General features: G+C 70.8%; 24 protein-coding genes, 1 tRNA gene and 1 pseudogene. 17 read left to right on the forward strand and 9 right to left on the reverse strand.

What is annotated here, in order from left to right:
* Window positions 1-126: 126 nt before the first annotated feature.
* The 3 genes from ACFYZS_RS12105 (at window position 127) to ACFYZS_RS12115 (ending at window position 2,157) form a co-directional block, all read left to right on the forward strand.
* A tRNA-Thr gene (locus ACFYZS_RS12105) sits at window positions 127-200 on the forward strand.
* A gap of 264 nt (window positions 201-464) precedes the next feature.
* Window positions 465-1,676 (forward strand): serine hydrolase domain-containing protein, encoded by a 1,212-nt coding sequence (locus tag ACFYZS_RS12110; RefSeq protein WP_389010015.1) that lies wholly within the window; start codon window positions 465-467, stop codon window positions 1,674-1,676.
* Between the two features lie 4 nt (window positions 1,677-1,680).
* Window positions 1,681-2,157: a GNAT family N-acetyltransferase gene (locus ACFYZS_RS12115; protein ID WP_389010018.1), complete on the forward strand. Its 477-nt coding sequence runs from the start codon at window positions 1,681-1,683 to the stop codon at window positions 2,155-2,157.
* Between the two features lie 7 nt (window positions 2,158-2,164).
* Here ACFYZS_RS12115 and ACFYZS_RS12120 read toward each other — a convergent pair whose 3' ends face one another.
* Window positions 2,165-3,874 carry a bifunctional 3'-5' exonuclease/DNA polymerase gene (locus tag ACFYZS_RS12120; protein ID WP_389010021.1) on the reverse strand — a complete coding sequence of 570 codons (1,710 nt, stop codon included), beginning with the start codon at window positions 3,872-3,874 and terminating at the stop codon, window positions 2,165-2,167.
* A gap of 310 nt (window positions 3,875-4,184) precedes the next feature.
* Here ACFYZS_RS12120 and ACFYZS_RS12125 point away from each other — a divergent pair, with 310 nt between their 5' ends.
* Window positions 4,185-5,354 (forward strand): DUF2786 domain-containing protein, encoded by a 1,170-nt coding sequence (locus ACFYZS_RS12125; RefSeq protein ID WP_389010024.1) that lies wholly within the window; start codon window positions 4,185-4,187, stop codon window positions 5,352-5,354.
* Window positions 5,355-5,403: 49 nt separating this feature from the next.
* Here ACFYZS_RS12125 and tatA read toward each other — a convergent pair whose 3' ends face one another.
* Entirely contained in the window at window positions 5,404-5,577 is a 174-nt protein-coding gene (gene tatA / locus ACFYZS_RS12130) for a Sec-independent protein translocase subunit TatA (RefSeq protein WP_389010027.1), read from the reverse strand.
* Window positions 5,578-5,867: 290 nt separating this feature from the next.
* Between tatA and ACFYZS_RS12135 the strand changes: the two genes are divergently transcribed.
* Entirely contained in the window at window positions 5,868-6,104 is a 237-nt protein-coding gene (locus ACFYZS_RS12135) for a DUF397 domain-containing protein (protein WP_030158576.1), read from the forward strand.
* A 118-nt stretch (window positions 6,105-6,222) separates the two neighbouring features.
* Here the strand turns inward: ACFYZS_RS12135 and ACFYZS_RS12140 are convergent, their stop codons facing one another.
* On the reverse strand, window positions 6,223-6,750 hold the full coding sequence (locus tag ACFYZS_RS12140; protein ID WP_389010030.1) for an ATP-binding protein: 528 nt from the start codon (window positions 6,748-6,750) through the stop codon (window positions 6,223-6,225).
* Window positions 6,751-7,096: 346 nt separating this feature from the next.
* Here ACFYZS_RS12140 and ACFYZS_RS12145 point away from each other — a divergent pair, with 346 nt between their 5' ends.
* From ACFYZS_RS12145 to ACFYZS_RS12170, 6 genes and pseudogenes are all read left to right on the forward strand, one after another.
* Complete coding sequence (locus tag ACFYZS_RS12145; RefSeq protein ID WP_053691382.1) at window positions 7,097-7,975, forward strand: helix-turn-helix transcriptional regulator; 879 nt, start codon at window positions 7,097-7,099, stop codon at window positions 7,973-7,975.
* Window positions 7,976-8,064: 89 nt separating this feature from the next.
* Window positions 8,065-9,522, forward strand: coding sequence for an aldehyde dehydrogenase family protein (locus tag ACFYZS_RS12150; protein WP_389010033.1), 1,458 nt, complete (start codon window positions 8,065-8,067; stop codon window positions 9,520-9,522).
* 92 nt (window positions 9,523-9,614) lie between these two features.
* Window positions 9,615-11,696 (forward strand): penicillin-binding protein 2, encoded by a 2,082-nt coding sequence (gene mrdA, locus ACFYZS_RS12155; RefSeq protein ID WP_389010036.1) that lies wholly within the window; start codon window positions 9,615-9,617, stop codon window positions 11,694-11,696.
* A 107-nt stretch (window positions 11,697-11,803) separates the two neighbouring features.
* Entirely contained in the window at window positions 11,804-12,316 is a 513-nt protein-coding gene (locus ACFYZS_RS12160; protein WP_389010038.1) for a DinB family protein, read from the forward strand.
* Between the two features lie 94 nt (window positions 12,317-12,410).
* Entirely contained in the window at window positions 12,411-13,169 is a 759-nt protein-coding gene (locus ACFYZS_RS12165; protein ID WP_389010041.1) for a MerR family transcriptional regulator, read from the forward strand.
* Window positions 13,170-13,323: 154 nt separating this feature from the next.
* Window positions 13,324-13,992 (forward strand): annotated as a pseudogene (locus ACFYZS_RS12170) (DedA family protein); the annotation flags it as partial.
* Between the two features lie 135 nt (window positions 13,993-14,127).
* On the opposite strand, the gene ACFYZS_RS12175 reads toward ACFYZS_RS12170, so the two are convergent.
* The gene (locus ACFYZS_RS12175; RefSeq protein ID WP_389010044.1) at window positions 14,128-15,783 is read right to left on the reverse strand and encodes a threonine/serine exporter ThrE family protein; all 1,656 of its coding nucleotides are present in this window, start codon (window positions 15,781-15,783) and stop codon (window positions 14,128-14,130) included.
* A 137-nt stretch (window positions 15,784-15,920) separates the two neighbouring features.
* On the reverse strand, window positions 15,921-16,415 hold the full coding sequence (locus ACFYZS_RS12180) for an inorganic diphosphatase (RefSeq protein WP_007264878.1): 495 nt from the start codon (window positions 16,413-16,415) through the stop codon (window positions 15,921-15,923).
* A gap of 164 nt (window positions 16,416-16,579) precedes the next feature.
* On the opposite strand from ACFYZS_RS12180, the gene dacB reads away from it, so the two are divergent.
* The 6 genes from dacB (at window position 16,580) to folE (ending at window position 24,134) form a co-directional block, all read left to right on the forward strand.
* On the forward strand, window positions 16,580-18,028 hold the full coding sequence (gene dacB / locus ACFYZS_RS12185; protein WP_389010047.1) for a D-alanyl-D-alanine carboxypeptidase/D-alanyl-D-alanine-endopeptidase: 1,449 nt from the start codon (window positions 16,580-16,582) through the stop codon (window positions 18,026-18,028).
* 48 nt (window positions 18,029-18,076) lie between these two features.
* Window positions 18,077-19,204, forward strand: coding sequence for a zinc-dependent metalloprotease (locus tag ACFYZS_RS12190; protein ID WP_389010050.1), 1,128 nt, complete (start codon window positions 18,077-18,079; stop codon window positions 19,202-19,204).
* Between the two features lie 291 nt (window positions 19,205-19,495).
* Window positions 19,496-20,557, forward strand: a complete 1,062-nt coding sequence (gene tilS, locus ACFYZS_RS12195) for a tRNA lysidine(34) synthetase TilS (protein WP_389010053.1) — start codon at window positions 19,496-19,498, stop codon at window positions 20,555-20,557.
* Window positions 20,558-20,622: 65 nt separating this feature from the next.
* Window positions 20,623-21,183 (forward strand): hypoxanthine phosphoribosyltransferase, encoded by a 561-nt coding sequence (hpt, locus tag ACFYZS_RS12200; RefSeq protein WP_030158549.1) that lies wholly within the window; start codon window positions 20,623-20,625, stop codon window positions 21,181-21,183.
* A 208-nt stretch (window positions 21,184-21,391) separates the two neighbouring features.
* Window positions 21,392-23,413, forward strand: coding sequence for an ATP-dependent zinc metalloprotease FtsH (gene ftsH, locus ACFYZS_RS12205; RefSeq protein WP_134072479.1), 2,022 nt, complete (start codon window positions 21,392-21,394; stop codon window positions 23,411-23,413).
* Between the two features lie 112 nt (window positions 23,414-23,525).
* Complete coding sequence (folE, locus tag ACFYZS_RS12210; protein WP_389010057.1) at window positions 23,526-24,134, forward strand: GTP cyclohydrolase I FolE; 609 nt, start codon at window positions 23,526-23,528, stop codon at window positions 24,132-24,134.
* Between the two features lie 43 nt (window positions 24,135-24,177).
* On the opposite strand, the gene ACFYZS_RS12215 is transcribed toward folE, so the two are convergent.
* The 4 genes from ACFYZS_RS12215 to ACFYZS_RS12230 all read right to left on the reverse strand — a co-directional run bounded on the left by ACFYZS_RS12215 (window position 24,178) and on the right by ACFYZS_RS12230 (window position 26,272).
* Window positions 24,178-24,666 carry a DUF3180 domain-containing protein gene (locus ACFYZS_RS12215; RefSeq protein ID WP_389010060.1) on the reverse strand — a complete coding sequence of 163 codons (489 nt, stop codon included), beginning with the start codon at window positions 24,664-24,666 and terminating at the stop codon, window positions 24,178-24,180.
* A 67-nt stretch (window positions 24,667-24,733) separates the two neighbouring features.
* Window positions 24,734-25,342, reverse strand: coding sequence for a 2-amino-4-hydroxy-6-hydroxymethyldihydropteridine diphosphokinase (folK, locus tag ACFYZS_RS12220; RefSeq protein WP_389010063.1), 609 nt, complete (start codon window positions 25,340-25,342; stop codon window positions 24,734-24,736).
* Window positions 25,339-25,698, reverse strand: a complete 360-nt coding sequence (folB, locus tag ACFYZS_RS12225; protein WP_030158540.1) for a dihydroneopterin aldolase — start codon at window positions 25,696-25,698, stop codon at window positions 25,339-25,341. Before folB ends, folK begins: the two co-directional genes overlap by 4 nt.
* Before the next feature lie 130 nt (window positions 25,699-25,828).
* The gene (locus ACFYZS_RS12230) at window positions 25,829-26,272 is read right to left on the reverse strand and encodes a nuclear transport factor 2 family protein (protein WP_389010066.1); all 444 of its coding nucleotides are present in this window, start codon (window positions 26,270-26,272) and stop codon (window positions 25,829-25,831) included.
* Window positions 26,273-26,277 lie beyond the last annotated feature (5 nt).

Here is a 26,277-nt window from a genome sequence, read left to right on the forward strand (position 1 = left end):
GACCGATATGAGAGACATGCACCACCCCCGCGCAATGCGGTTCGGGGCACCCCGTTCGAGCCTGTAGACTTGGCGCCGCTGCTGATGAGCGCTCCTCTTCGAGGGAACACTTGTCTACCCAGCGGTGCCGCCTTAGCTCAGTTGGCCAGAGCAACGCACTCGTAATGCGTAGGTCTCGGGTTCGAATCCCGAAGGCGGCTCTGTGGAAGCCCCAGGACTCACTCGCCGTGACCTGGGGCTTTTGCTATTTCCCCACGCCTCCCTGCCGACCCCCAGGTCTGCCACGCCTCAGTCGGGGCGGCTGTGTTGCTTCCGGAGGCGGGACCGTAAACCCCGGCGCGCGAGCGCGCCGATCACGGTGCGACGGCACTGGCCGGCGCATGGGCAGGGTCGGGTCGCCGGGGGGTGGGGGTGGGGCTACTTTGGGAAGGCTGGACCTGGGCTACGCGTGGTAGGAGGGCGGCATGTCTACACGGTTGCGTAGAGCGGCGGTGGGGGTGGCCGCGCTGGGGCTGGTCGTGGTTCCGCTCGGGGTGGGGCACGCGGTGGATGCCGCGCCGGTGGCGAGCATCGTCCCGGCTTCCGCCCCCGTCGCCGCCGACGATTTTCCGCAGCTCACGCCTGCCGTGGCACGGCAGTTGGACGCGGCCGTCCTGAAGGTGATGAGCGAGGCGAAGATACCCGGGGTGATGGTGTCCCTCTCGGCCCCCGGCAAGGGGTCGTACGTACGGGCCTTCGGCGTCGCCGACAAGGCCACCGGCCGGCCGATCCGTACGGACATGAACATGCGCATCGGCAGCGAGACCAAGACCTTCACCGTGACCGCCCTGCTCCAGCTGGTCGACCAGGGCAAGGCCGGGCTGGACGACCCCATCGGCAAGTACGTGTCCGGGGTGCCCAACGGCGACCGGATCACGCTGCGCGAGCTCGCCGGGATGCGGAGCGGGCTGTTCAACTACTCTGCGGACGAAGGCTTCTTCAAGGCCCTGACGAGCGATCCCCGACGGCCGTTCACCCCACAGGAGTTGCTCGCGTACTCCTTCAAGCACCCGGTGCTGTTCGAGCCCGACGCCAAGTTCGACTACAGCAACACCAACCTGATCCTGCTGGGGCTGGTGGTGGAGAAGTTGAGCGGGCAGAAGCTCGCCGACTACATCAACCAGAAGGTCGTCGCCCCCGCCGGGCTGCACCGCACGCTGTTCCCCTTCGGCGCGGAGTTCCCCAGTCCGCACTCCCAGGGCTACACCGACCAGACCGCCACCGGGAAGATCGAGGACTCGGCCGACTGGAACCCCTCCTGGGGGTGGGCCGCGGGAGCCATGATCTCCGACCTCGACGACATGAAGACCTGGGCGAAGGTGGTGGCCACCGGCACGCTGCTGAAGCCGGCCACCCAGGCGGAGCGGCTGAAGGTGGTCGAGGCGCTGCCGGGCACCGGGTACGGCCTGGGCATCTTCAACGTCCAGGGCTGGATCGGCCACAACGGATCACTGCCCGGCTACCAGTCGCTGACCGTCTACCTGCCCCAGCCGAAGGCCACGCTGGTGGTGCTGCTGAACACGGACATCGCCTACAAGGGTTCCGAGCCCAGCACCCTCTTCGGACAGGCGATCACCAAGATCGTCACCCCGGACCACGTCTTCACGCTGCCCGCCCAGTCCGTTACCGCACACTGAGGGAATGAGTGATCAGAGTGTGGTGCTGCGCGTTGCCGGTCACGGCGATCTCGACGTCGCGGAGGGGCTGTTCCGCGGCTACCTCGACTTCTACGAGGTGAAGGTCGAGGACCCGGACGCACCCCGGGCGTTCCTCGCCGAGCGGATCCGCGCGGGCGAGTCGCTGGTGCTGCTCGCCGACGTGCCGGGGGCCGGCACGGTCGGGTTCGCGCAGGTCTACCGGACCTTCTCCTCGCTCGCCCTGCGGCCGATGTGGATCCTGAGCGACCTGTACGTGGACCCGTCCGGGCGCCGCACCGGCGCCGGGCGGGCGCTGCTGCGCGAGGTGCTGCGCCGGGCGCGGGAGGCCGGGGTGTCCGGGGTGCAGCTGGAGACGGCCTACGACAACCACGTCGCGCAGGCGCTGTACGAGGCGGAGGGCTTCGAGCGCGACGAGTTCCACGTCTACTTCCACGGGCTGGACGCCCGCGCAGTGGGCTGAAGCCTCCCTACTTGGCGTCCGCGTAGCACTTCACGACCGCCGTCGTGAACGGGAAGCGGACGGGGGTGTCGCCGAAGGCGATGCGGCCGGCGCGGTCGCCGGCGGTGCGGATCGCCTCGGCCACCGCCTCGGCCTCCTCGGCCGGGCAGTGCACGATCACCTCGTCGTGCTGGAAGAACACCAGCTCGGCCCGCATCCCGGCGCCGGCGATGGCCTGGCGCAGGGCCGCGAGGAGCAGCAGGGCCCAGTCGGCGGCGCTGCCCTGGACGACGAAGTTGCGGGTGAACCGGCCGCGGGCGCGGGTGTTGGTGGAGGCGTAGCTCGGCGTCCAGCCGTCCTCCCGGTCCTGCGGGACGCCGGCTTCGGCGTCCTCGTCGGCGGCGCCGACCGGCGGCGGGCAGGTCCGGCCCAGCCAGGTCCGTACGAGGCGGCCCTCCTCGCCGGCTTTCGCGGCGTCGTCCACGTACGCCACGGCCCGCGGGAAGCGGCGGCGCAGCGCGGCCAGGTTCTTCAGGCCGTCGCCGGAGGTCTGTCCGTACACGGCGCCGAGGACGGCCAGTTTGGCCATGTCCCGGTCGCCGGAGAAGCCCTGGCGGGAGACGGCCGTGTAGAGGTCCTCGGGGCGCCCGGCCACCTCCATGAAGGCGGGGTCGCGGGAGATCGCGGCCAGGACGCGGGGCTCCATCTGGTCGGCGTCGGCGACGACGAGCCGCCAGCCGGGGTCGGCGACGACGGCCCTGCGGATCACCTTCGGGATCTGCAGGGCGCCGCCGCCGTTGGTGACCCAGCGGCCGGTGAGGGTGCCGCCGGGGACGAACTCGGGGCGGAAGCGGCCGTCGCGCACCCAGTCCTGGAGCCATGACCAGCCGTGGGCGGTGTAGATCCGGTACAGCTTCTTGTACGCGAGGAGGGGCTCGACGGCGGGGTGGTCGAGCTCCTGGATCTCCCAGCGGCGGGTGGACTTGAGCCGGATCCCGGCCTCGGCGAAGGCCTTGATGACGTCGGCCGGCAGATCGGGGCGCACGCGGCGGCCGAACGCGGCGGAGACCTCCTCGGCGAGCTCGGCGAGGCGGCGGGGTTCGCCGCCGCCAGCGTAGCGCTCGCCGAGGAGCTCGGTGAGCAGGGCGCGGTGGACGTCGGCGCGCCAGGGGAGGCCGGCGCGCTGCATCTCGGCGGCGATGAGGAAGGCGGCCGACTCGGAGGTGGTGAGCAGGCGCATGCGGTCGGGGTGGGCGGTGGCGGCCGTGCGCTTTGCCTGGTCGCGGTAGACGGCGACGAGGGCGTCGAGGGGGAGCGGGGCGGAGGCGGGCCGGGCGTCGAAGAGGGAGTCCTGCGCCTGGGTCTGGGCGCTGGGGGCGGCGGCGCGGGTGGGGGGATCGGCGGGTACGGGCGCGCCGGTGAGGCGGGCCCAGGCGGCCGCGGCGGAGCGGGGTTCGCCGGAGCGGCCCTCGTGGGCGAGGAGGAGGAGCTCGGTGTCCTCGATGTCGTGGCAGCGGTCGACCCGGGTGCCGGAGGCGAGGAGGCGGGGGTAGACGGCGGCGGTGCTGCGCCAGATCCAGCGGGTGGGGGCGGGGGCGGCCCGGATCGCTTCCGCGGGGTCCTCGAAGGTGAGGGGGGCGGCGGGGGCGGGCGCGGCGGGGGCGGGGGTGAGCGGCATTGCGTGCCAGAGGCCGTCGGGGGCTTCGGCCAGGGCCCAGTGGGGGATGGGGTCGCTCATGGGTGCGAGTGTCCCACCAGGCGCTGACAGTCCGGCTCGGGCGGCGCGCGGGCGTGGCGCGGGGGCGAACGCGGGTGCCGGCGAGGGCGCCGGTTCCGCCGCGCGGGGCCTTCTCCCCGCCCCCGGAGGCCCTGCCCCCGAGGATCTGCCCCCGGGGCTCCGCCCCCGAGGATCTGCCCCCGGGGCTCCGCCCCCGGAGGCCCTGTCCCGGAGGGCCGCCCCGGGCCAACGGGCCCACAGGCCCACGGGCCTCGGACGGCGGTGGGCGGGCTCGGGCTCGGGGTTGGCGGGGGCGTGACAAGCTGGGGTCGTGAGAGAGATTGTCGATCGGGCTTGTCAGGCCGCGCTCTACAGCCAGGACGATGCCGGGTTGGACGCCGGGGCCTCGGTGCTCGTCGGGGACGGCGGGCAGTGGGGCGGGGTCGGGCGGGAGCTGCTGGCCCGCGGGGAGGCGTACGCACGGCAGGCCTGGGAGCGGGGGTGGCGGCCCGCCGACGTGCTCCGGCTCGTCGCCCGGGACCTCGGCGACCGGCACCTGCGGATCACCGGAGACCTGATCGCCGCCGAGGCGCGGCGGTACGCCCGGCTGCCCGAGCGGTGGACCGAGGCCGAGGTCTGGTGGGCGGACGACCGCGAGTACGGGGAAGCCCTCGCGCAGCGGGAGAAGAGCGATCGGTTCAGCCTCGCCACCGCCGTGCTCGAGGTGTTCCGGCTGCTGATCCGGTTGCCCTCCATCGAGCCCGTGGGGGCCGTGCCCGGGGATCCGGCCGCGGACGCCCTGGAGCACGCGCACATCGAGCCGCGCATGCTCTCGCGCATCCGGGCGCTGCTCGCGAAGGCCGAGGCGACCACGTACCCGGAGGAGGCCGAGGCCCTCAGTGCCAAGGCGCAGGAGCTGATGGCCCGGCACACCGTCGACGAGGCCGTGCTCGCGGCGAGCGGCAAGGGGCCCGCCCAGGTGCCCGCGGCCTGCCGGATCGGGGTCGAGGCCCCCTACGAGGAGGCCAAGGCCGTGCTGCTGGATGCCGTCGCCACCGCCAACCGGTGCCGGGCGGTGTGGAACAGCGCCTTCGAGTTCTCCACGGTGGTGGGGTTCGAGAGCGATCTGGAGGCCGTCGAGCTGCTCTACACGTCCCTGCTCGTGCAGGGCACGGCCGCCATGACCCGCGCCGAGGCCGCGCAGCGCTCCGGCGGGCGCAAGCGCACGAAGACGTTCCGGCAGTCCTTCCTGCTCGCGTACGCCAGCCGGCTCGGCCAGCGCCTCGCCGAGACCGCCGAGCACACCGCGGCCGAGGCCCCCGACAACCTGCCCGCCCTGGTGGCCCGCGACGTCGCCGTCACCTCACGGGCCGACGAGATGTTCCCCCGGACCACCACCACCCGGCTGCGCGGGGCCACCGACCACGCGGGCTGGGAGGACGGGACGGCCGCCGCCGACCGGGCGCACATGGGCGGCAGGCGGCCGCCGCTGACGCGCTAGGGGGTGTCCGCAAAGTCCCGCGAGCCCGGCCTGATCGGCAAGACGCCCCCTAGCCCTTCGGGCGGTCGCCCTCGCCCCGCAGGGCCTGGGTCTCCGACTTCAGGATGCGCATGGACCTGCCCACCGAGCGGGCCATGTCGGGCAGCTTCTTCGAGCCGAAGACCAGTACGCAGACCACGAGGAGCAGGATCAGGTGCCAGGGCTCGAGGGCATTGCGGAGCATGCGCGGTCCCCCTACGGGTGACGGGAATTGCGGTGCGGTCCCGACCATCGAACAGGGCCGGGCGCGTACGGACAAATCTGAAGAAGGCCTGAAGGGCGGTGGGCGTCCGGTGCCGGCCGGAGCTTGATCCAGGCTTTACAAGGGTCTGATTCGCCCCTGATCCACCCGAGTTCTTCCCTGACAGTGATCAGGGGAGCACCCTCCGCGTGCACGTGCATCTGCCCATGCATGCGCTTATGAACACAGCTATGATCCGGTGCAGTTGACATCTGCACTATCGGGGGCTTCCTGTGGACCACGCGTACAACGGGATGGCAGCTGCAGAACTCGACGGAGTGACCTGGCAGAAGAGCAGACACAGCAACTCGCAAGGTTCCTGTGTGGAGTTCGCCAAGCTGCCGGGTGGCGCTGTCGCCGTGCGCAACTCGCGCTTCCCGGACGGGCCGGCGCTCGTCTACACGCCGGCCGAGATAGAGGCGCTGCTGCTGGGCGTCAAGGACGGCGAGTTCGACCACCTGATCGCCTGATCGGCCGGAGGGACGGCCGGAGGAACGGCGCGCTGATCAAGCCATGCACGTGCACTGGCCGGGACTGATCGCAATGATCAACCCCGGCCAGTTTTCGTTGTTCCGTGCCCGTCGGCGGTCATTCGTGCAGCATGAACAGCGCCCAGACCACCTTGCCGGTCAGCCGGCCCGCGAGCGGGTGCCAGCCCCAGCTGTCGCTGTAGGCGTCCACGAGGAACAGCCCGCGCCCCGACTCCAGGTCGCAGTTCTCCTGCGTGCGCTCCGGCGCGAACGACCCGCCGGGCCGGTCCTCGCTGGGGTCCCGCACCGCGCACACCAGCCGGGTGCTCCACCGCATCAGGTGCAGCCGTACCGTCGGCTCCGGCTCGCCGGAGCCCGGTCCCGTACCGCCGCCGGCCCCGGCGTCCTCCGGCAGGGCGTGGCGGAGCGCGTTCGTGACGAGTTCGGAGACCACCAGGGCCACGTCGTCGAAGCGCTCGTCGAGACCCCACTGCGACAAGGTCGACCGGGTGAACGAACGGGCGCCCCGCACCGCCTCGAAGCGGGCGGGCAGAGCGCAGGATGCGGACCCGGAGACAGCCGTGGGGTCGACCGGGGGCAGCCCCTGCCGTAACGGCTCGAGCATGGTCGATCCATTCGTCCCCATGCGAGGCACTCCCGGGATTCGCGGGCGGAGCGGCGCGCTCCGTCCAGAAAGAACTGCGGGGTGGGTCCGGCGCCGGCGCGAAAGAGCACGCAGGTGCGCGGCACCATCGTTCCGAATGCAGAAGCTGGATGCAAGGGCAGATGCACGTGCACGCGCCGGACCTGTCCACTCCCGTGATGGTTCTTGCTCATTTCTTCCTACGCATACTTACGGACTTCTTTTCCGGGAGCCGGGATTCCGTTACAGAACGAGTACGGACCGATGCGTTTTGGTGGCAGACTGCGGGGCCTGGGGTGCGGGGGCCCCGGCGACGCACATCACGCGCAGACCACGCGTACACATGGCGATGGGGAGGGCAGGACTAGTGACCGCAGAAGCAAGCGGTTCTGTGGTGCGCCGCATCCTCCTGGGCTCTCAGCTCAGGCGACTCCGAGAATCCCGCGGCATCACCCGTGAGGCGGCCGGCTACTCGATCCGCGCATCCGAATCGAAGATCAGCCGCTTGGAGTTGGGAAGGGTGAGCTTCAAGGCAAGGGACGTTGAGGACCTCCTCACGCTCTACGGAGTCACGGACGGCGCGGAGCGGGAGTCCCTGCTGGGGCTCGTCCGCGAGGCCAACGCGGCCGGCTGGTGGCACAGCTACGGCGACGTGCTGCCCGGATGGTTCCAGACGTACATCGGCCTGGAGGGCGCGGCCTCGCTCATCCGGATCTACGAAGTCCAGTTCGTCCACGGCCTGTTGCAGACCGAGGCCTACGCCCAGGCCGTCGTCAGCCGCGGCATGCCCGGCGCCACCAAGGCCGAGATCGACCGCCGCGTCGCGCTGCGCCTGGAGCGCCAGAAGGTGCTCGTCTCCGAGAGCGCCCCCGTCTTCCACGCGGTCCTCGACGAGGCCGCGCTGCGCCGCCCGTACGGCGACCGCGACGTCATGCGCGGCCAGCTGGAGCACCTCATCGAGGTCTCCCAGCGGCCCAACGTGCAGCTCCAGGTGATGCCCTTCTCCTTCGGCGGCCACGCGGGCGAGAGCGGAGCCTTCACCCTGCTGCGCTTCCCGGAGTCCGACCTCCAGGACATCGTCTATCTGGAACAGCTCACCAGTGCCCTCTACCTGGACAAAGACGAGGAAGTGGCGCAGTACGAAAGGGCGATGGAGCGGCTGCAGGCCGACTGCCCCGACCCCGACCGGACGCGGGATCTTCTCCGTGGCCTGCTCCAACTGTCTTGATTCGCACGTAGTATGACGTCTGATCAGTGCATGATGACCGATCGGTCTCCGGTGCAGCGCACGGGTGCGCGCTCGCAGTAAGGGATGGCATGTCCATATTCGACGACCTGGCTCACCAGTACATCGACGGCGAATGGCTGGCCGGCACCGGTTCGTGGGACATCATCGACGTCAACCCGTACAACGGGGAGAAGCTCGCGGCCATCACCGTGGCCACCGTCGAGCAGGTGGACCGGGCCTACCGCGGCGCCGAGCGCGCCCAGAGAGAGTGGGCCGCCACCAGCCCGTACGCCAGACGCGCCGTTCTGGAACGCGCCCTGCGCATCACCGAGGAGCGCGAGAAGGAGATCATCGAGGCGATGATCGACGAGCTCGGCGGGACCCGTCCCAAGGCCGAGTACGAGGTCCACCTCGCCAAGGAGTTCATCCGCGAGGCGATCCAGCTGGCGATCCGCCCCGAGGGCCGCATCCTCGCCTCGCCGGTCGACGGCAAGGAGAACCGGGTCCAGCGCCTCCCGGTCGGCGTCGTCACCGTGATCAGCCCGTTCAACTTCCCGTTCCTGGTCACCCTGAAGTCGGTCGCCCCGGCCCTGGCCCTGGGCAACGCGGTGGTGATCAAGCCGAACCAGAACGCACCCGTGGTCGGCGGCGGGGTCATCGCCAAGATCTTCGAGGACGCGGGCCTGCCGGCCGGGCTCCTCAACGTGCTGGTCACGGACATCGCCGAGATAGGCGACGCGCTCCTGACCCACCCCGTCCCGAAGGTCATCTCCTTCGCCGGCTCCGATCGGGTCGGCCGCCACGTCGGCTCCGTCGCCGCCCGCCACTTCAAGCGCACGGTCCTGGAGCTCAGCGGCAACAGCGCGCTCGTCGTCCTCGACGACGCCGACCTCGACTACGCGGTGGACGCGGCCGTCTTCAGCCGCTTCGTCTACCAGGGCCAGGTCTGCATGGCCGCCAACCGGATCCTCGTGGACGCCTCGGTCGCCGAGGAGTTCACCGAGAAGTTCACCACCCGCGTGCGGGGCCTGAAGACCGGCGACCCCCACGAGGCCGACACCCACATCGGTCCGCTGATCAACTCCTTCCAGGCCGACGCGCTGACCGCGCTGGTGGACCAGGCCGTCGAATCCGGGGCGCAGGCGCTCGTACGCGGATCTACGCGCGGCAACCTGGTCGAGCCGACCGTCCTGGCCGGCCTCCCCGAGGACTCCCCGCTGCTCGGCCAGGAGATCTTCGGCCCGGTGGCGCTGCTGGTGGTCTTCGACGGCGAGGACGAGGCCGTACGGCTGACCAACGCGACCCCCTACGGGCTGAGCGGCGCCGTGCACACGCGGGACGTGGAGCGCGGCGTGCGGTTCGCGCAGCGGATCGAGACCGGGATGATCCACGTCAACGACTCGACCATCGGGGACGAGCCGCTCGCCGCGTTCGGCGGGGAGAAGGCCTCGGGACTGGGCCGGCTGAACGGAGAGGCCACGATCGAGGCCTTCACCACCCAGAAGTGGATCTCGGTGCAGCACGGCCGCACCACTTTCCCGTTCTGATCTCGTTTCTCCTTCCGGCCTCGGTTCTCCTTCCGGGGTCGCTCTAGACTCGGGCGAGTCAGAGGCGGGCAGCGTTCCGGGGGAGACCTGAGTTGAGCAACATTCCGGAGACGGGGCGCACGCCGCGGGTCCAGAACCGCCTGGTGGTCATCCAGGTGGTCGTCTTCTCCCTGCTGCTCACGCTGGGCGGGCGCCTGTGGTACCTCCAGGTGCGCAACGGCCAGGAGTACACGGACGAGGCGAAGAACAACCACACCCAGCAGGTCGTCCAGCCCGCCGTGCGCGGATCGATCATGGACTCCCGCGGGGTGCCCCTCGCCGACAACGAGACGCGCATGGTCGTCTCCGCCAGCCGCACCGACCTCACCAAGATGAAGGACAAGGGCAAGGACGTCCTGACCCGGCTCGCCGGAGTCCTCGGCCTCAACCCGGACGACGTGGTCAACAGCGTCCGGCTGTGCGACGCCAAGACGCCCAAGCCGTGCTGGAACGGCTCCCCGTACCAGCCGATCCCCGTCACCGACGAGGCGACGACGGACCAGGTGCTGGAGATAAGGGAGCACGCGGAGCAGTTCCCCGGCATCACGGCCGAGCCGACCGCCCTGCGCCGCTACGCCGGACCCGACGGCGCCAACACCTCGCAGGTGCTCGGCTACCTCTCGCCCGTCACCGACGCGGAGATCACCAAGGCCAAGAAGACCGACTCCCCGTACCTGCGCTCCGACCAGGTGGGCCGCTCCGGCCTGGAGCGCACGTACGACAAGGAGCTGCGCGGCAAGGCGGGGGTCACCCGCTACGAGGTGGACAACCTCGGGCGCGTCATCGGGCAGGCGCAGGCCGACAAGCCGACCCCCGGCTCCAACGTCGTCACCTCGATCGACTCGCGGGTGCAGGCGGTCGCCGAGCGCGAGCTGAACAACGCGATGCTCGAAGCCCGCAAGACGTACGACAAGATCACGCACAAGAACTACGAGGCCGACTCGGGCGCGGTCGTCGTGATGGAGGCCAAGACCGGCCGGATCGTCGCGATGGCCTCCAACCCGACCTACGACCCGAACGCGTGGGTCGGCGGCATCTCCGCCAAGGACTACGCGTCGCTCACCGACAAGGAGTCCAACTACCCGCTGCTCAACCGGGCGATCCAGGGCCAGGCGGCCCCCGGATCGATCTTCAAGGTGGTCTCCTCCACCGCGGCGGTGAACGCCGGGTACCCCTTCAACGGGCGGTACGGCTGCCCCAGCTCGTACTCGGTCGGCAGCCAGACCTTCACCAACTTCGAATCGCAGGGCTACGGCGACATCACCATCGGCCGGGCCCTCGAAGTCTCCTGCGACACCGTCTACTACGGCATCGCGGACAAGGAGTGGAAGAAGGACGGCGGGATCAACCCCAAGAAGGACCCGAGCGACTGGTTCTACAAGACGGCCCACGAGTTCGGGCTGGGCAAGGCCACCGGCGTCGACCTGCCGAACGAGGTGAACGGCCGGGTCCCCGACCGCCAGTGGAAGAAGGACTTCTTCGAGGCCAACAAGGCCGCCTGGTGCCGCGACGGCAAGAAGGACGGCTCGTACGCCGAGAAGATCGCGTACGAGAACTGCCGCCAGGGCAACCAGCTGCGCGAGGGCGACGCGATCAACTACTCGATCGGCCAGGGCGACACCCTCGTCACCCCGATCCAGATGGCGTCGATCTACGCGGCCATCGCCAACGGCGGCATGATGCACCAGCCGAGCATCGGCAAGGCGATCATCAGCGCCGACGGCACCTCGGTCAAGGAGATCGCGCCGAAGGAGCAGGGCCGGCTGCCGATGGACGAGGAGCTGCGCGACGACATCGACGGTGCGCTCGCCTCGGTGGCCACGACCGGCAGCGCGGCCTGGCGCTTCGGCGGCTGGCCGCAGAAGCAGATCCCGATGCACGCGAAGACCGGTACGGCGGAGGTCCAGGGCAAGCAGACCACCTCCTGGTTCGCCTCGTACACCGAGGACTACGCGATCGTCATGACGATCTCCCAGGGCGGTACGGGCTCCGGGGCCTCCGGGCCGGCGGTCCGCAAGATCTACGAGGCGATGTACGGGCTCGACGAGAAGGGCGGCCAGGACCTGTCCAAGGCCCTGCTCCCGAAGCCGCAGACGGAGCTGCCGGCGATCCGCCCGGAGGGCGCGGCCCAGTGATTTCGATCCGCGCGATCGCGGTTGCGGACAGAATCTGACCGCATGCCTCCGTAGCGTGGTTCTTGTCAGCAGGAAGCCGGCAAGAACCACGGAAAAGGCGGTTGGTCATGGCTCACATCTCCGAAGAGGTCCTGGGCGACGAGCGCGGCACGCTCCTCCTCTTCGTCGAATCCCAGCGCACGGCGATCCGCGAATCGCTGGCCGGACTGACCGCGGAGCAGGCGGCGAGCCGGCCCAGCGCCAGCGAGCTGTCGCTGTCCGGGCTGGTCAAGCACGTGGCCGGGGTCGAGCTGACCTGGCTGCGGATGGCGCAGGGGCGGGCGGGCGAGACCGAGCAGAGCCCCGAGGCCTGGGCCGACGCCTTCCGGCTCGTCGGGGACGAGACCCTCGAGTCCGTCCAGGCCTTCTGGGACGGGGTCACGGCCGAACTGGTCGCCTTCGTACGGGACCTCCCCAGCCTGGACGAGACCTTCCCGCTGCCGCCGGCGCCCTGGTTCCCCGAGAACGCCAAGGTCTCGATGCGCTGGATGCTGCTGCACCTGGTGGAGGAGTTCGCCCGGCACGCGGGCCACGCGGACGTCATCCGCGAGTCCCTGGACGGCACCAAGGCGATGGGATAGCGGCGGCCGCGGCGGGAACCTTCGGGGCGGACTTGCACCTCACGTGGCGTGAGGACCCAGAGTGAAGGGCGTACCGACCGAAGGAGCGGAAACCATGGGCTACTCCGTGGGACGGGTCGCCGGATTCGCCGGAGTGACGGTGCGCACCCTGCACCACTACGACGAGATCGGCCTGCTCTCCCCGAGCAACCGCAGCAGCGCGGGTCACCGGCGTTACGACGACGCCGACCTCGACCGGCTGCAGCGGATCCTGTTCTACCGGGAGCTCGGCTTCCCGCTCGAAGAGGTCGCGGTCCTGCTGGACGATCCGGAGTCGAACCCGAGGGAGCACCTGCGCCGGCAGCACGCCCTCCTGTCCGACCGGATCGCCCGGCTCCAGCAGATGGCCGCGGCCGTTGAGCACGCCATGGAGGCGCAGAAGATGGGCATCAACCTCACGCCCGAGGAGAAGTTCGAGGTCTTCGGGGAGTTCGACCCCGACCAGTACGCGGACGAGGCGCACCGGCGCTGGGGGAACACGGACGCGTACAAGGAGTCCGCGCGCCGGGCGGCCTCGTACACCAAGGAGGACTGGCAGCGCTTCCAGGACGAGGCGGACGGGATCAACCGCCGGTTCGCCGCGCTGCTGGACTCGGGTGCCGCCGCGGATTCCGAGGAGGCCATGGACGTGGCCGAGGAGCACCGGGGCTGGATCGACCGCAACAGCTACACCTGCTCGCACGAGATGCACACGTGCCTGGGTGAGATGTACGTCGCGGACGAGCGCTTCACGGCCTACTACGACAAGATCCGGCCCGGCCTGGCGGTGTTCGTGCGGGACGCGATCCTCGCGAACGCCGTCCGCAGCGTCTAGGCCGTGACGGCCTGAAGTTCCTCACATGGCCCCCTCCCGGTACCTGGAACCGGGAGGGGGTCCTGTGCGTTGATAATTGAAACCGCCGTCTCGTCCGGCGCACCGCGGACGCCCGCCGCGACACCCCCAGCAGATCCAGGAGAGCCCGGAACTCGTGTACACGCTTGCGCTCGGCCCTGAGTGGCTGTCCCCGGAGTATCTGATCGGGCAATTCGGTCTGATCGGCATCCTGGTCATCGTTTTCGCCGAGTCCGGCCTCTTCGCGTTCCTGCCCGGGGACTCGCTGCTGTTCACGGCGGGCCTGTTCACCGCGAGCGGGACGATCACTCAGCCGCTGTGGCTGGTCTGCACCCTGATCTCGGCCGCCGCCATCATCGGTGACCAGGTCGGCTACATGATCGGCAAGGTCTTCGGCCCGAAGATCTTCAACCGGCCGAACTCCAAGCTCTTCAAGCGCGAGAACCTCGACGCGGCACACGACTTCATGGAGAAGCACGGCCCCAAGGCCATCGTGCTCGCGCGCTTCGTGCCGATCATCCGCACGTTCGCGCCGATGGTCGCGGGCGCGACGGCGATGAAGTACCGCACCTTCCTGACGTTCAACGTCATCGGCGGTGTCCTGTGGGGCGCGGGCGTCACGGTCCTGGGCTACCAGCTCGGCCAGTTCGAGGTCATCAAGAAGAACGTCGAGCCGATCTTCATCGTCATCGTCCTGATCTCCGTCATCCCGGTGATCTTCGAGGTGCTGAAGTCCCGCAAGGAGAAGAAGGCCGCGGCGGCCTCCGGCGGGCAGCCCGCGCCCGAGGAGGACCCGCAGGCCCCCGGCCGTCGCGGCGGCCGCCACGCCAAGCGCTGAGTCCCGTACCGGGCAGGCCCGTACCGGCCGGTCCGAGAGCCCCGGGGACCCCTTGGAGGGTCCGTCCGGGGCTCTCGTGCGTACGGAGGGGGTGGGCCGCGTCTAGAAGCCGCGGGTGCGCTTCGCCGCGCGCCGCTTGGCGGCGCTCGCGGCCCCCGGGATCCGCATGAACAGGCGCGAGGTCTCCGACCCCAGGTTGACCCCGATGGCGATGGCCAGCGCGATGGCGGCGGCGTTCACCAGCGAGCCGAGGCCCTCGTTCAGCCGGTTCTCGGCGATCAGCAGCAGCCCGTAGTAGGTCGCCGAGCCCGGCAGCAGCGGGCCGATGGCCGCCGTCGTGTACGGCAGGGCCGAGGCGAAGCGGTAGCGCGAGAAGAGCTGGCCGAAGAGGCCGACGAGTCCGGCGGCGATGGCCGTGGAGGGCACGGGCGGGATGTGGCCCGCGTAGTGCAGGGCGCCGAAGGTCACCCAGGCGACCCCGCCGTTCAGCGTCACGATCCACACGGTGGAACGTTCCTGCTGGAGCAGGATCGCGAACGTGAACACCAGCACCATCGAGGCCGCGATCTGGATCAGTGGCCGCTGGGTGATCTGGAGGACCTCCTCCGGCTTCGGCGAGGGACCCAGCTGGAGCCCGAGGTACAGCACGACCAGCACGCCCATGATGATGCCGATGAAGAGGTACATGACCTCCAGCAGCCGGGCCGAGGCGGTGATGTAGAAGCCGGTCAGGCCGTCCTGCACGGCCGCGACCAGGGCCCGCCCGGGCAGCAGGGCGAACAGCCCGCCGGTGATCACCGCGGAGGCGCGCACGTCGGTCTCGGTCAGCTTCAGGGCCACGCCTATGGCGGCGGGCGGCATCGCGGCGACCACGAACTGGTAGAACTCCGGCAGCCCGCGCCCGGCGCACAGCCAGGCCAGCCGGTCGCCGAGCATCGCCCCGATCGCGGCGGCGAAGAAGACGAAGACGCCACCGCCGACCAGGGTGGAGGCGGCCCCGGCGAGCAGCCCGGCTGCGGTCGTCAGGACCCAGGAGGGGTACGGGTGCCGGTTGCGGCGGATCTCGGCGAGGCGCCGGTAGGCCTCCTCCAGCGAGAGCTCGAACTCGTGCGCGCTGATGTCGTCCACCAGCTGGTAGACCGCGGCCAGCCGGGTGTAGTCGGTGCCGCGCCGGCGTACGGTCCGGCTCGCCGAGACCGGGTCGTCGATCAGCGAAGGCTGGTGGGTGATCGACAGCAGCGTGAAGGTGACCGTGGGCTCGCAGCGGTCCAGCCCGTACGAGCGGGCCACCGCGAACATCGCGGCCTCCACGTCCTCGGCGCCCTCGCCGCCCGCGAGCAGCAGTTCCCCGATGCGCAGGGTGAGGTCGAGCACGCGGCCCACGGCGGGTCCGGACTCGGCGTGCTTCTGCACGACCTCGGGGACGGGCCGGACGTCGACGGGCATGCGCAGCATGGTGCGCATGCGGTCCTGCCAGGGGGATTCCTTCATCAGGGAGACGGGGAACCCCGCGCCGGGCGTGTAGGCGGGCGGGGAGTGCTGGGCGCTGTACGTGGCCGGGGGAGCGAAGGCGGAGCCCTCGGTTCCGGGATCGGCGGTCGGCTCGGGGACCCCTTCCGGCACGGCGAACTCAGAGGTCGGCTGGTCCTCGTCGACCGGTTCCGGCTCGATTCCGGCGGGGGGAGCGAAGGCGCTGCGCGCCTCGTCGGATTTCGGCTTCCGGTCCTCCGCGCCCCCGGATCCCTCGCCCTCCGCCACACGTCCTCCAGTCCCCGACCAGCCCGGGTATCAGTATGCGGAACCGTTTCGTCCTCGGCGAAACCAGACGACGAACGGGCGGTACCCCCTCGGTGAAGGGGTACCGCCCGTTTCTGTCCTTCAGGGGCTGAGCGGACTCAGTGGTGGCCGCCCTGCGCCTCGAGGCGCTTGAAGGAGGCCTCGATCTCGGCCTCGGCCTCGGCGCGGCCGACCCAGTTGGCGCCCTCGACCGACTTGCCCGGCTCCAGGTCCTTGTAGACCTCGAAGAAGTGCTGGATCTCCAGGCGGTCGAACTCCGACACGTGGTGGATGTCGCGCAGGTGCTCCACGCGCGGGTCCGAGGCCGGCACGCAGAGGAGCTTGGCGTCGCCGCCCGCCTCGTCGGTCATGTTGAACATGCCGATCGCGCGGCACTTGATCAGGCAGCCCGGGAAGGTGGGCTCGTCCAGGATGACGAGGGCGTCCAGCGGGTCGCCGTCCTCACCGAGGGTGTTCTCGACGAAGCCGTAGTCCGCCGGGTAGCTGGTGGAGGTGAAGAGGCGACGGTCCAGACGGATCCGGCCGGTCTCGTGGTCCACCTCGTACTTGTTCCGCGAACCCTTGGGGATCTCGATGGTGACGTCGAACTCCACGTCCTGCTCCTCCATGATCAGCTTCATTGCTTCGGGACTGCATTGATTCATCTGCGCGCGGGTCCGGCCCGACCCCTGCCGGGTGGGGTGCCATGCTCGCGGCAAGACGCAGTGGTTAAGTGTCCCTCACGCATATGTGTGATCGCGAAAGGGGCTGGTCCGAGGTGCCATTGGTCAAGACGTGGCAGCTCATCGCGGTGTCGGCCGTCGCCGGCCTCGCCCTGTCGGTGGCTGCGGTGGCCGCCGCCGGTCCTTGGGACTCCGGCCAGCGTAAGGCCGAGCGGGACAGGGCCGCCTCCCGGGGCCTTACGGGTGGCACAGATCACGGCGGCGACCGCGGCGCGGGACTCCTGCCGCAGGCCGCGCCCAGCGCCCCCGGGGTGCTCTCCGGGATCGGCCCGGGCGCCGCGCGCACGGCCGGCAGCGGGGTCGCGGCCGCCGATCCGGGGCGGCTCGCCGAGGTGCTGCGGCCGCTGCTGGCCGACCCCGCGCTCGGGAGCGTCCGTACGGCCTCGGTGGTCGACACCGCCACCGGCCAGGTGCTCTTCGAGTCCGGGCCGCGCGAGGCCATGACCCCCGCCTCCACCACCAAGATCGCCACCGCGGTGGCGGCGCTCGAAGCGCTCGGCCCCGAGCACCGGATCCGGACCACCGTGGTCCCGGGTGCCGCCCCCGGGGAGATCGTCCTGGTCGGCGGCGGAGACCCCTCCCTCACGGCCAAGAAGAAGAACCCCGCCGGATCCGGCGGCAGCCTCGTCGCCCTCGCCGCCGACACCGCCCAGGCCCTCAAGGCAGCCGGCACCGACTCCGTGCGCCTCGGCTACGACGACACCCTCTTCACCGGCCCCGCCCGCCACCCGATCGGCGAGAACCCCAACATCGCCCTGGTCACCGCCCTGGCGGCCGACGAGGGCCGCACCGACGACTCCACCTCCGGCCCCGTCGACCGGGTCGAGGACCCCGCCCGGGAGACGGCGCGCTCCTTCGCCGCCCTGCTGGGGGACCGGGGCGTCAAGGTCACCGCCGACCCGGCCCGGGCCAAGGCGCCCGCCGGGGTCCAGCCGCTGGCCACCACCCTCTCCACCCCGCTCGCCGGGCTCGTCGAGCGGATGCTGACCAACAGCGACAACGACATCGCCGAGGTCCTCGCCCGCCAGACCGCCCTCGCCTCCGGGCAGCCCGCCAGCTTCGAGGGCGCCGAGAAGGCCGTCACCGGCCGGCTGACCGCCCTCGGCGTCGACACCTCCGGCTCCCGCTTCGCCGACGGCAGCGGCCTGGGCCGCGCCGACAGGATCAGCACCGGGCTGCTCACCGGACTCCTCGCCAAGGCCGCCGACCCGCAGCGGCCGGAGCTGCGGCCCGTGCTCACGGGCCTGCCCGTCGCCGGATTCACCGGGACCCTGCGCAGCCGCAACGCCGGCACCTCCCCGGCGGCCGGCCTGGTCCGGGCCAAGACGGGCACCCTGAGCGGCGTGAACTCCCTCGCCGGAACCGTCGTCGACCCCTCCGGGCGACTGCTCGCCTTCGCGTTCCTGACCGCCAACACCCCCGACTCCGGGGCCGCGGAGAAGGGCCTCGACAAGCTCGCCGCGGCCGTCGCCCGCGCTTCGTAGCACCTCCGAGGGGCTCCGCCGCGGCGCCGGTCCACGTACCGTTGACGCATGACGAGCATCGGTGGTGCCGAGATGGTCGACTGGAATCTCGCGGTGGCGACCGCGACCCGGCTGGTCCGGCCGGGTCCCGAGGTCAGCCGCGACGAGGCCCGAGCCGTGGTGGCGGAGCTGCGCGGGCATGCGAAGACCTCCGAACGCCACGTCCGCGAGTTCACCCGGATGATCCCGGAGGGGATCACCGTCCCCGACACCCCCGTCCTGGTCGTCGACCGGGCCGGCTGGATCAGGGCCAACGTCGCCGGCTTCCGCGAGATCCTCGCCCCGCTGCTCGGCAAGATGCAGGACCGCCGCGCCGGCGCCCCCGCGGGCGCCGTCCTCGGCGCGGTCGGCGGCAAGGTCACCGGCGTCGAGCTGGGCATGCTGCTCAGCTTCCTGGCCTCCCGCGTGCTCGGCCAGTACGAGACCTTCGCCCCGGCCGGGCGCGACCTGCCGGGCTCCGCCGCGGGCGGCGGCCGGCTGCTGCTCGTCGCCCCGAACATCGTCCACGTCGAGCGCGAGCTGGACGTGCGCCCGCACGACTTCCGGCTGTGGGTCTGCCTGCACGAGGAGACGCACCGTACGCAGTTCACGGCCGTCCCCTGGCTGCGCGACCACCTCGAGGGCGAGATCCAGACGTTCCTCGGCGCCACCGAGGTGGACCCGGCGACCGTCCTGGAGCGGCTGCGCGAGGCCGCCCAGTCCTTCGCCGGCGCCCGCCCCGACTCCGATCAGGGCGACGAGGGCCGCTCGCTGGTCGAGCTCGTCCAGACCCCCGAGCAGCGCGAGGTGCTCGGCCGCCTGACCGCCGTCATGTCCCTGCTGGAGGGCCACGCCGACTACGTCATGGACGGCGTCGGCCCCGCCGTGGTGCCCTCGGTCGCCGAGATCCGCGAGAAGTTCCAGCAGCGCCGGGCCAGCGGCGCGGGACGGCTCGACGCCGCGCTGCGCAAGCTGCTGGGGCTCGACGCCAAGCTGCGCCAGTACCGCGACGGCGAGCGCTTCGTACGGGCCGTCGTCGGCCAGGTCGGCATGGACGGCTTCAACCGGGTCTGGACCTCGCCGAACACACTGCCGACGAAGGCGGAGATCGCCAAGCCCGCGGACTGGGTCGCGCGGGTGCACCGCAAGGGCGAATAGAAGCGAAGGGGGGTGACTCAGGGGGCGTAAACATGTCTCACTGGGGGAAGAAGCGTCACCCGTCCGAGGGACCGTGGGGCGTGGAAGGGCGTGCGATGCTCAGGGAACGGCTCGGTTCTGTCACCATCGACGCACTCTGAGTGACAACCCTCATCTCGCGGGGGCTCCCAGCGGGGGGCTCCTCACGGGGGCCGGGGCACCGGGCAGCGTCGAACAGCACCGAACAGCAGCCGTTCCAGCACCACACCCCCAGCCTTCGAGGCATCCGAACTCCACCGAAGGGCACCGGACATGGGTCCCCATCCTGCGGTCGCGGCGATACGCCTGGCGGTCCGCCGCGTACTCCACGACGTCCTCACCGACCTCACCGACCGTCCCGCCGGCCACTCCCCGAACCCGTCCGGGGGGATTCCCGCCGCCGCGGCCGGCACGCTGCCACTCGTACTCGTCGCCTGCTCAGGCGGCGCCGACTCGATGGCCCTCGCCTCCGCCCTGGCCTTCGAGGCGCCCAAGCTGGGCATCCGGGCCGGCGGCATCACCGTCGACCACGGGCTCCAGGCCGGCTCCGACCTGCGCGCCGCCGAGGTCGTCACCCGCATGACCGCGCTCCGCCTCGACCCGGTGGAGTCCGTCTCCGTGCGCGTCGGCCGTGACGGAGGACCCGAGGCCGCCGCCCGCGACGCCCGCTACGGCGCACTGGACGAGGCCGCCGACCGCCTGGGCGCCGCCGCCGTACTGCTCGGCCACACCCGGGACGATCAAGCCGAAACCGTCCTGCTGGGCCTCGCCCGCGGCTCCGGGATCCGCTCGCTGTCCGGCATGGCCGAGGTGTCCGGCGGCCCGGGCCGCAGCCACCGCTACCGCCGCCCCTTCCTGCAGATCGACCGGCAGACCGCCCGCAAGGCCTGCATGGTCCAGTCGCTGCCGGTCTGGGACGACCCGCACAACATCGACCCCGCCTACACCCGCTCCCGGCTGCGCCACGAGGGGCTGCCCGCCCTCGAGAAGGCGCTGGGCAAGGGAGTGGTCGAGGCGCTGGCCCGCACCGCCCAGCTGTCCCGCGACGACGCCGACGCCCTCGACTCCTGGGCCGCCGAGGCCGAGGCCGGCGTACGGGACGCGGACGGCCGGCTGGAGTGCGCCAAGCTGTACGCCCTGCCCCCGGCCGTCCGCCGCCGCGTGCTGCGCAGGGCCGTGGTCGCGGCCGGTTCCCCCGCGGGCTCCCTCTTCGCCCGTCACATCGAGGAAGTGGACCGGCTCATCACCGGATGGCGCGGCCAGGGCGCCATCAACCTGCCCGGCCGGGTCGAGGCTCAGCGGCAGGGTGGCAGACTTGTCATCCGGCAGGGCTGATTGGTGCTGAAACACGGCTGAGTCCTCCGGGGGCACCCCCGGAGCCCCGGCCGCAAACGAAAGTGATGCGGGTGGACGAGAAGGACATGGGCAGCGACCTCCAGTCGGTGCTCATCACCAAGGAAGAGATCGACGCGAAGCTGGCCGAGCTGGCCGCGAAGATCGACGCGGAGTACGCGGGCAAGGACCTGCTCATCGTCGGCGTCCTCAAGGGCGCGGTGATGGTGATGGCGGACCTGGCGCGCGCCTTGTCCACCCCGCTCACCATGGACTGGATGGCGGTGTCCTCGTACGGCGCCGGGACCCAGTCCTCCGGTGTGGTCCGGATCCTCAAGGACCTGGACACCGACATCAAGGACAAGCACGTCCTGATCGTCGAGGACATCATCGACTCGGGCCTGACGCTGTCCTGGCTGCTGTCGAACCTGGGCTCCCGCCAGCCGGCCTCGCTGGAGGTCGTCACGCTGCTGCGCAAGCCCGACGCCGCGAAGGTCGCGATCGACGTGAAGTGGGTCGGGTTCGACATCCCGAACGAGTTCGTCGTCGGCTACGGCCTCGACTACGCGGAGAAGTACCGCAACCTGCCGTTCGTCGGCACCCTCGCCCCGCACGTCTACGGCGGCTGACGCCCGGATCGCGATCGGGCCCCGGACCGGGGCCCGCTCAGGGGAACCCTGGAACGATTCCTGCCGTTGGAGCAGGGGAAAGCAGTTCTGTCAGCCGTCCCACGAGGCCGCGGGTGACAATACAGGGGTACATTCCGAAGAACAGTCTTTACTCACAGCAGCATTTACCTACGGGCAGGAGGGACGGGGCGCCTGGCGCCCCGTATGGATGGACGTGAAGCGATACTTCCGTGGGCCGGTCATGTGGATCGTGCTGGCCGTCCTCGCCGTGGTCGTGTTGATGAACGTCGTCGGCTCCGGCGGCGGCTACAAGTCGGTGGAGACCAGCGAGGTCATCAAGGCGATCAACAGTGGCCAGGTGGAGAGCGCCAAGCTCACCACCGGTGACAGCCAGATGATCAAGATCGAGCTGAAGAAGGACCAGAAGCTCGGCGACAACGACGGCACCAAGTTCCAGGCCAACTACATCGGGGACCAGGGCGTCCAGCTCGCCCAGAACCTCCAGACCAAGTTCGAAGCCGGTCAGATCCCGGACGGGTACACCGTCTCCCCGGACAAGACCAGCCCGTTCCTCAGCGTGCTGCTCTCCCTGCTGCCCTTCGTCCTCATCGTCGTCGTCTTCCTGTTCCTGATGAATCAGATGCAGGGCGGCGGCTCCCGGGTGATGAACTTCGGGAAGTCCAAGGCCAAGCTCATCACCAAGGACACCCCGAAGACGACGTTCGCCGACGTCGCGGGCTCGGACGAGGCCGTCGAGGAACTCCACGAGATCAAGGAGTTCCTGCAGGAGCCGGCCAAGTTCCAGGCCGTCGGGGCCAAGATCCCCAAGGGCGTGCTGCTGTACGGCCCGCCCGGCACCGGCAAGACCCTGCTGGCCCGCGCCGTCGCGGGTGAGGCCGGCGTCCCGTTCTACTCGATCTCCGGTTCCGACTTCGTCGAGATGTTCGTCGGTGTCGGCGCCTCGCGTGTCCGCGACCTGTTCGAGCAGGCCAAGGCCAACGCCCCGGCGATCGTCTTCGTCGACGAGATCGACGCCGTCGGCCGGCACCGCGGTGCGGGCCTCGGCGGCGGCCACGACGAGCGCGAGCAGACCCTGAACCAGCTGCTCGTCGAGATGGACGGCTTCGACGTGAAGGGCGGCGTCATCCTGATCGCCGCCACGAACCGCCCGGACATCCTCGACCCGGCGCTGCTGCGCCCGGGCCGCTTCGACCGGCAGATCGCGGTCGACCGTCCGGACATGCAGGGCCGTCTGGAGATCCTCAAGGTCCACCAGAAGGGCAAGCCGGTCGCTCCGGACGTCGACCTCTCGGCCGTCGCCCGCCGCACCCCCGGCTTCACCGGTGCCGATCTGTCCAACGTCCTGAACGAGGCGGCGCTCCTCACCGCCCGCTCGGACCGCAAGCTGATCGACAACCACATGCTGGACGAGGCGATCGACCGCGTCGTGGCGGGCCCGCAGAAGCGGACCCGGATCATGTCGGACCGGGAAAAGAAGATCACCGCGTACCACGAGGGCGGTCACGCCCTGGTCGCGGCGGCCTCCCCGAACTCCGACCCGGTCCACAAGATCACGATCCTGTCCCGCGGCCGGGCCCTGGGTTACACCATGGTCCTGCCCGACGAGGACAAGTACTCGACCACGCGCAACGAGATGCTCGACCAGCTGGCGTACATGCTGGGCGGGCGCGCGGCCGAGGAGCTGGTCTTCCACGACCCGACGACCGGCGCGGCGAACGACATCGAGAAGGCCACGGCGACGGCCCGCGCGATGGTGACCCAGTACGGCATGACCGAGCGCCTCGGCGCGATCAAGTTCGGCGGGGACAACACCGAGCCGTTCCTGGGCCGCGAGATGTCGCACCCGCGGGACTACTCGGAAGAGGTCGCGGCGCTCGTCGACGAAGAGGTCAAGAAGCTCATCGAGACGGCGCACAACGAGGCCTGGGAGATCCTGGTCGAGAACCGCGACGTCCTCGACAACCTGGTCCTCGCGCTCCTCGAGAAGGAGACGCTGGGCAAGGAGGAGATCGCCGAGGTCTTCTCGACGATCGTGAAGCGCCCGGCCCGCCCGGCGTGGACCGGTTCCTCGCACCGCACCCCGTCGACCCGTCCGCCGGTGCTCTCTCCCAAGGAGCTCCAGCTGACGAACTCGGCGAACGGCACCTCGGCGGGCACGCCGGCCGTGTCCGTGGAGAAGGACCCCGCGCCGGAGGACCGCGCCGAGTAGCCCTCGGCCGGACCGTCCCGGAATGGATGCCGCGCCCCCCAGGTTCTAGCCTGGGGGGCGCGGCACTTTTGCGTGCCGGTGAGGCGCCAGTGCACAGAGGAACGAGGAAGAGATGACCGACCCAGTGACCCTGACCGGTGACGAGGGCACGATCGGCGAGTTCGACGAGAAGCGAGCCCAGGCGGCGGTCCGCGAACTCCTGATCGCGGTCGGCGAGGACCCGGACCGCGAAGGTCTCCTGGAAACCCCGGCCCGCGTGGCCCGCGCGTACAAGGAGATATTCGCCGGCCTCTACCAGAAGCCCGAAGAGGTTCTGACGACCACGTTCGACCTGGGGCACGACGAGATGGTCCTGGTCAAGGACATCGAGGTCATGTCGAACTGTGAGCACCACCTGGTGCCGTTCCACGGTGTCGCGCACGTCGGCTACATCCCGTCCACCGACGGCAAGATCACCGGGCTGTCGAAGCTGGCCCGCCTGGTCGACGTGTTCGCCCGCCGCCCGCAGGTGCAGGAGCGGCTGACCACGCAGATAGCGGACTCCCTGATGGAGATCCTGGAGCCGCGCGGGGTCATCGTCGTCGTCGAGTGCGAGCACATGTGCATGACCATGCGCGGGGTCCGCAAGCCCGGTGCGAAGACGATCACCTCGGCGGTCCGCGGCCAGCTGCGCGACCCCGCCACCCGCAACGAGGCCATGAGCCTGATCATCGCGCGCTGACCGCGCGCCCGAAGGCGGGCCCGCCCGGCCGGGGGCCGGTCCGTCAGGCGCGGGAGGGGGCCTGGGGGGCCGTGTCGTCGTCTTCCGGGAGCTTGAGGACGTGCTCCAGGAAGAGGGCGGCGGCGATGACGGCCGCGCCCGCCAGGACCGCGAAGCCCGCGTACCAGGTCTGGTCGCGGCGGGCGGGGACGTCGAGGGAGTCCATCAGCAGGAAGACGCCCACACCGCCGTACATGCCCGCCACGAGGGCGGCCACGAGGGCGCTGGCCTGTCCGAAGACGACCGCGCGGGCCGCCATCAGCGGCTCCACGCCCTTGGCGCCCGGCCGCCGCTCGCGCTGCGCCTTGAGGCGGGCGCGGAGCGAGAGGGCCGTGGCCAGCAGGACGACCGCGATGGCGCCGAGCACGATGGGCGCGGCGAGCGGAACGCCCGGCAGGGTCCCGTACGCGTTCCACAGCCGGGCGCCCGCCCAGGACAGCACCCCGGCGACGACGAAGATCCCCGCGAGGACCGCCGGCCTCAGTTGCTTCACGTACCCGTTCCCCGCTCTCCGCGCCGCGGACTCGTCGGCGTCCTCGGCTCCCGCCACAGGTTAACGACTACTCGGGCAGGCGGAGTTCCAGATCCGGGCGCGGCGTGACGCCCGCCAGGCCGATTCCGGCCAGCAGCGCCGCGACGGGGCCGCGGCCGGGGATCTGCGCCTCGGGGTCGATGTCGTTCCAGGGGGCCAGGACGAAGGCGCGCTGGTGGGCCCGCGGGTGCGGGAGGGTGAGGACCGGGTCGTCGGAGACCACGTCGGCGTACGACACGATGTCGACGTCGATCGTGCGCGGGCCCCAGCGCTCCTCGCGGACGCGGTCGAAGGCCTCCTCGATGGCGTGGCCGCGCTCCAGCAGCGAGGACGGCGGCAGGGTCGTCTTCAGCGCGACGACCGCGTTGAGGTACGAGGGCTGCGAGCCGGGCTCGACGCCCCACGGCTCGGTCTCGTAGACCGGGGAGACGGCCTTGACCCGCAGGCCGGGGGTGTCCCCGAGGGCGTCGATGGCGCCCTGGAGGGTCTCCAGGCGGTTGCCGAGGTTCGCGCCGAGCGCGATGACGGCCCACTTGGGGTTGGAGAGGGTGGTGTCGGCCGCGTCCACCGTCTCGACGACGGATGCGGGCACCGGCTGGACGGTGGGGTCGCTCTGGGCGTTCAGTCCGTTGTTCACACGCGGCTCCGGGTGATCGTGATGGTCACGTCGTCGAAGGGGACGGTGATGGGGGCGTCCGGCTTGTGCACGACCACCTCCACCTGTGCCACCGCTTCGTGCTTGAGGCACTGCTGGGCGATCCGCTCGGCGAGGGTCTCGATCAGGTCGACGGGCTCTCCCTGGACCACGTCGACGACCTCCTCGGCGACGACCCCGTAGTGCACGGTCTTCGCCAGGTCGTCGTCGGCCGCCGCGGGGCGGGTGTCGATGTGCAGCACCAGGTCGACGATGAAGGTCTGGCCTTCCTCGCGTTCCCGGGGGAAGACGCCGTGGTGCCCGCGAGCCTTGAGGCCGCGCAGCGCGACACGATCCACGCGAATCACTCCTGCTTTCGTAGGTGCTTCCGGTCCGGGACTCCCCGGATCCATGGGCCTGCGCCGAGTGCGGTCGGCGTCGTCCGTCTTCGAATTTACCTGCGAAAGACCTCGGGCCCCGCCGGTGGGGTCAGGCGGAGTCCTCTTCCTCGTCCCCGTCGGAGTCCGTCAGCACGGGAGAACCGTGGTGGGACCAGAGCCGCCAGCCCTCCGATGTGCGTCGGAACACATTCGTGGCGACGACCAGCTGGCCGACGAGCGGGCCGAGCTCTCCGCCGTCCTCCGCGGGCCCGCCGCTGAGGATGTTCTCCGTGCAGGTCACCAGTGCGGTGTCACCTATGACGGCGACCTTCGTGTCGGTGAGGAAGAACTGGATGTAGTCGGTGTGGGACATGATCAGCGCGTACGAGCGCAGCACCTCTCCGCGGCCGGAGAGCACCGGCCAGCCCGGGTGCACGCAGGAGATCTCGTCCTCGAGCCAGAGCGCCGACAGTGCGTCGAAGTCCCCCCGCTCCATGGCCTCGTAGAAGGCCGTGTTGACCTCGTCGACCGCTTCGATGTCGGTTCTGCTCACCGTGC

The organism is Streptomyces sp. NPDC001903 (assembly GCF_042891345.1).
Lineage (GTDB): Bacteria > Actinomycetota > Actinomycetes > Streptomycetales > Streptomycetaceae > Streptomyces.

What these genes read in the sequence shown, in the direction of transcription:
- ACFYZS_RS12110 (WP_389010015.1), top strand. Translation starts at nt 465, where the DNA reads ATGTCTACACGGTTGCGTAGAGCGGCGGTGGGGGTGGCCGCGCTGGGG.
- ACFYZS_RS12115 (WP_389010018.1), top strand. Translation starts at nt 1,681, where the DNA reads ATGAGTGATCAGAGTGTGGTGCTGCGCGTTGCCGGTCACGGCGATCTC.
- ACFYZS_RS12120 (WP_389010021.1), bottom strand. Translation starts at nt 3,874, where the DNA reads ATGAGCGACCCCATCCCCCACTGGGCCCTGGCCGAAGCCCCCGACGGC.
- tatA (WP_389010027.1), bottom strand. Translation starts at nt 5,577, where the DNA reads ATGCTCCGCAATGCCCTCGAGCCCTGGCACCTGATCCTGCTCCTCGTG.
- ACFYZS_RS12140 (WP_389010030.1), bottom strand. Translation starts at nt 6,750, where the DNA reads ATGGGGACGAATGGATCGACCATGCTCGAGCCGTTACGGCAGGGGCTG.
- ACFYZS_RS12145 (WP_053691382.1), top strand. Translation starts at nt 7,097, where the DNA reads ATGGGGAGGGCAGGACTAGTGACCGCAGAAGCAAGCGGTTCTGTGGTG.
- ACFYZS_RS12150 (WP_389010033.1), top strand. Translation starts at nt 8,065, where the DNA reads ATGTCCATATTCGACGACCTGGCTCACCAGTACATCGACGGCGAATGG.
- ACFYZS_RS12160 (WP_389010038.1), top strand. Translation starts at nt 11,804, where the DNA reads ATGGCTCACATCTCCGAAGAGGTCCTGGGCGACGAGCGCGGCACGCTC.
- ACFYZS_RS12165 (WP_389010041.1), top strand. Translation starts at nt 12,411, where the DNA reads ATGGGCTACTCCGTGGGACGGGTCGCCGGATTCGCCGGAGTGACGGTG.
- ACFYZS_RS12190 (WP_389010050.1), top strand. Translation starts at nt 18,077, where the DNA reads ATGACGAGCATCGGTGGTGCCGAGATGGTCGACTGGAATCTCGCGGTG.
- tilS (WP_389010053.1), top strand. Translation starts at nt 19,496, where the DNA reads ATGGGTCCCCATCCTGCGGTCGCGGCGATACGCCTGGCGGTCCGCCGC.
- hpt (WP_030158549.1), top strand. Translation starts at nt 20,623, where the DNA reads ATGCGGGTGGACGAGAAGGACATGGGCAGCGACCTCCAGTCGGTGCTC.
- ftsH (WP_134072479.1), top strand. Translation starts at nt 21,392, where the DNA reads ATGGACGTGAAGCGATACTTCCGTGGGCCGGTCATGTGGATCGTGCTG.
- folE (WP_389010057.1), top strand. Translation starts at nt 23,526, where the DNA reads ATGACCGACCCAGTGACCCTGACCGGTGACGAGGGCACGATCGGCGAG.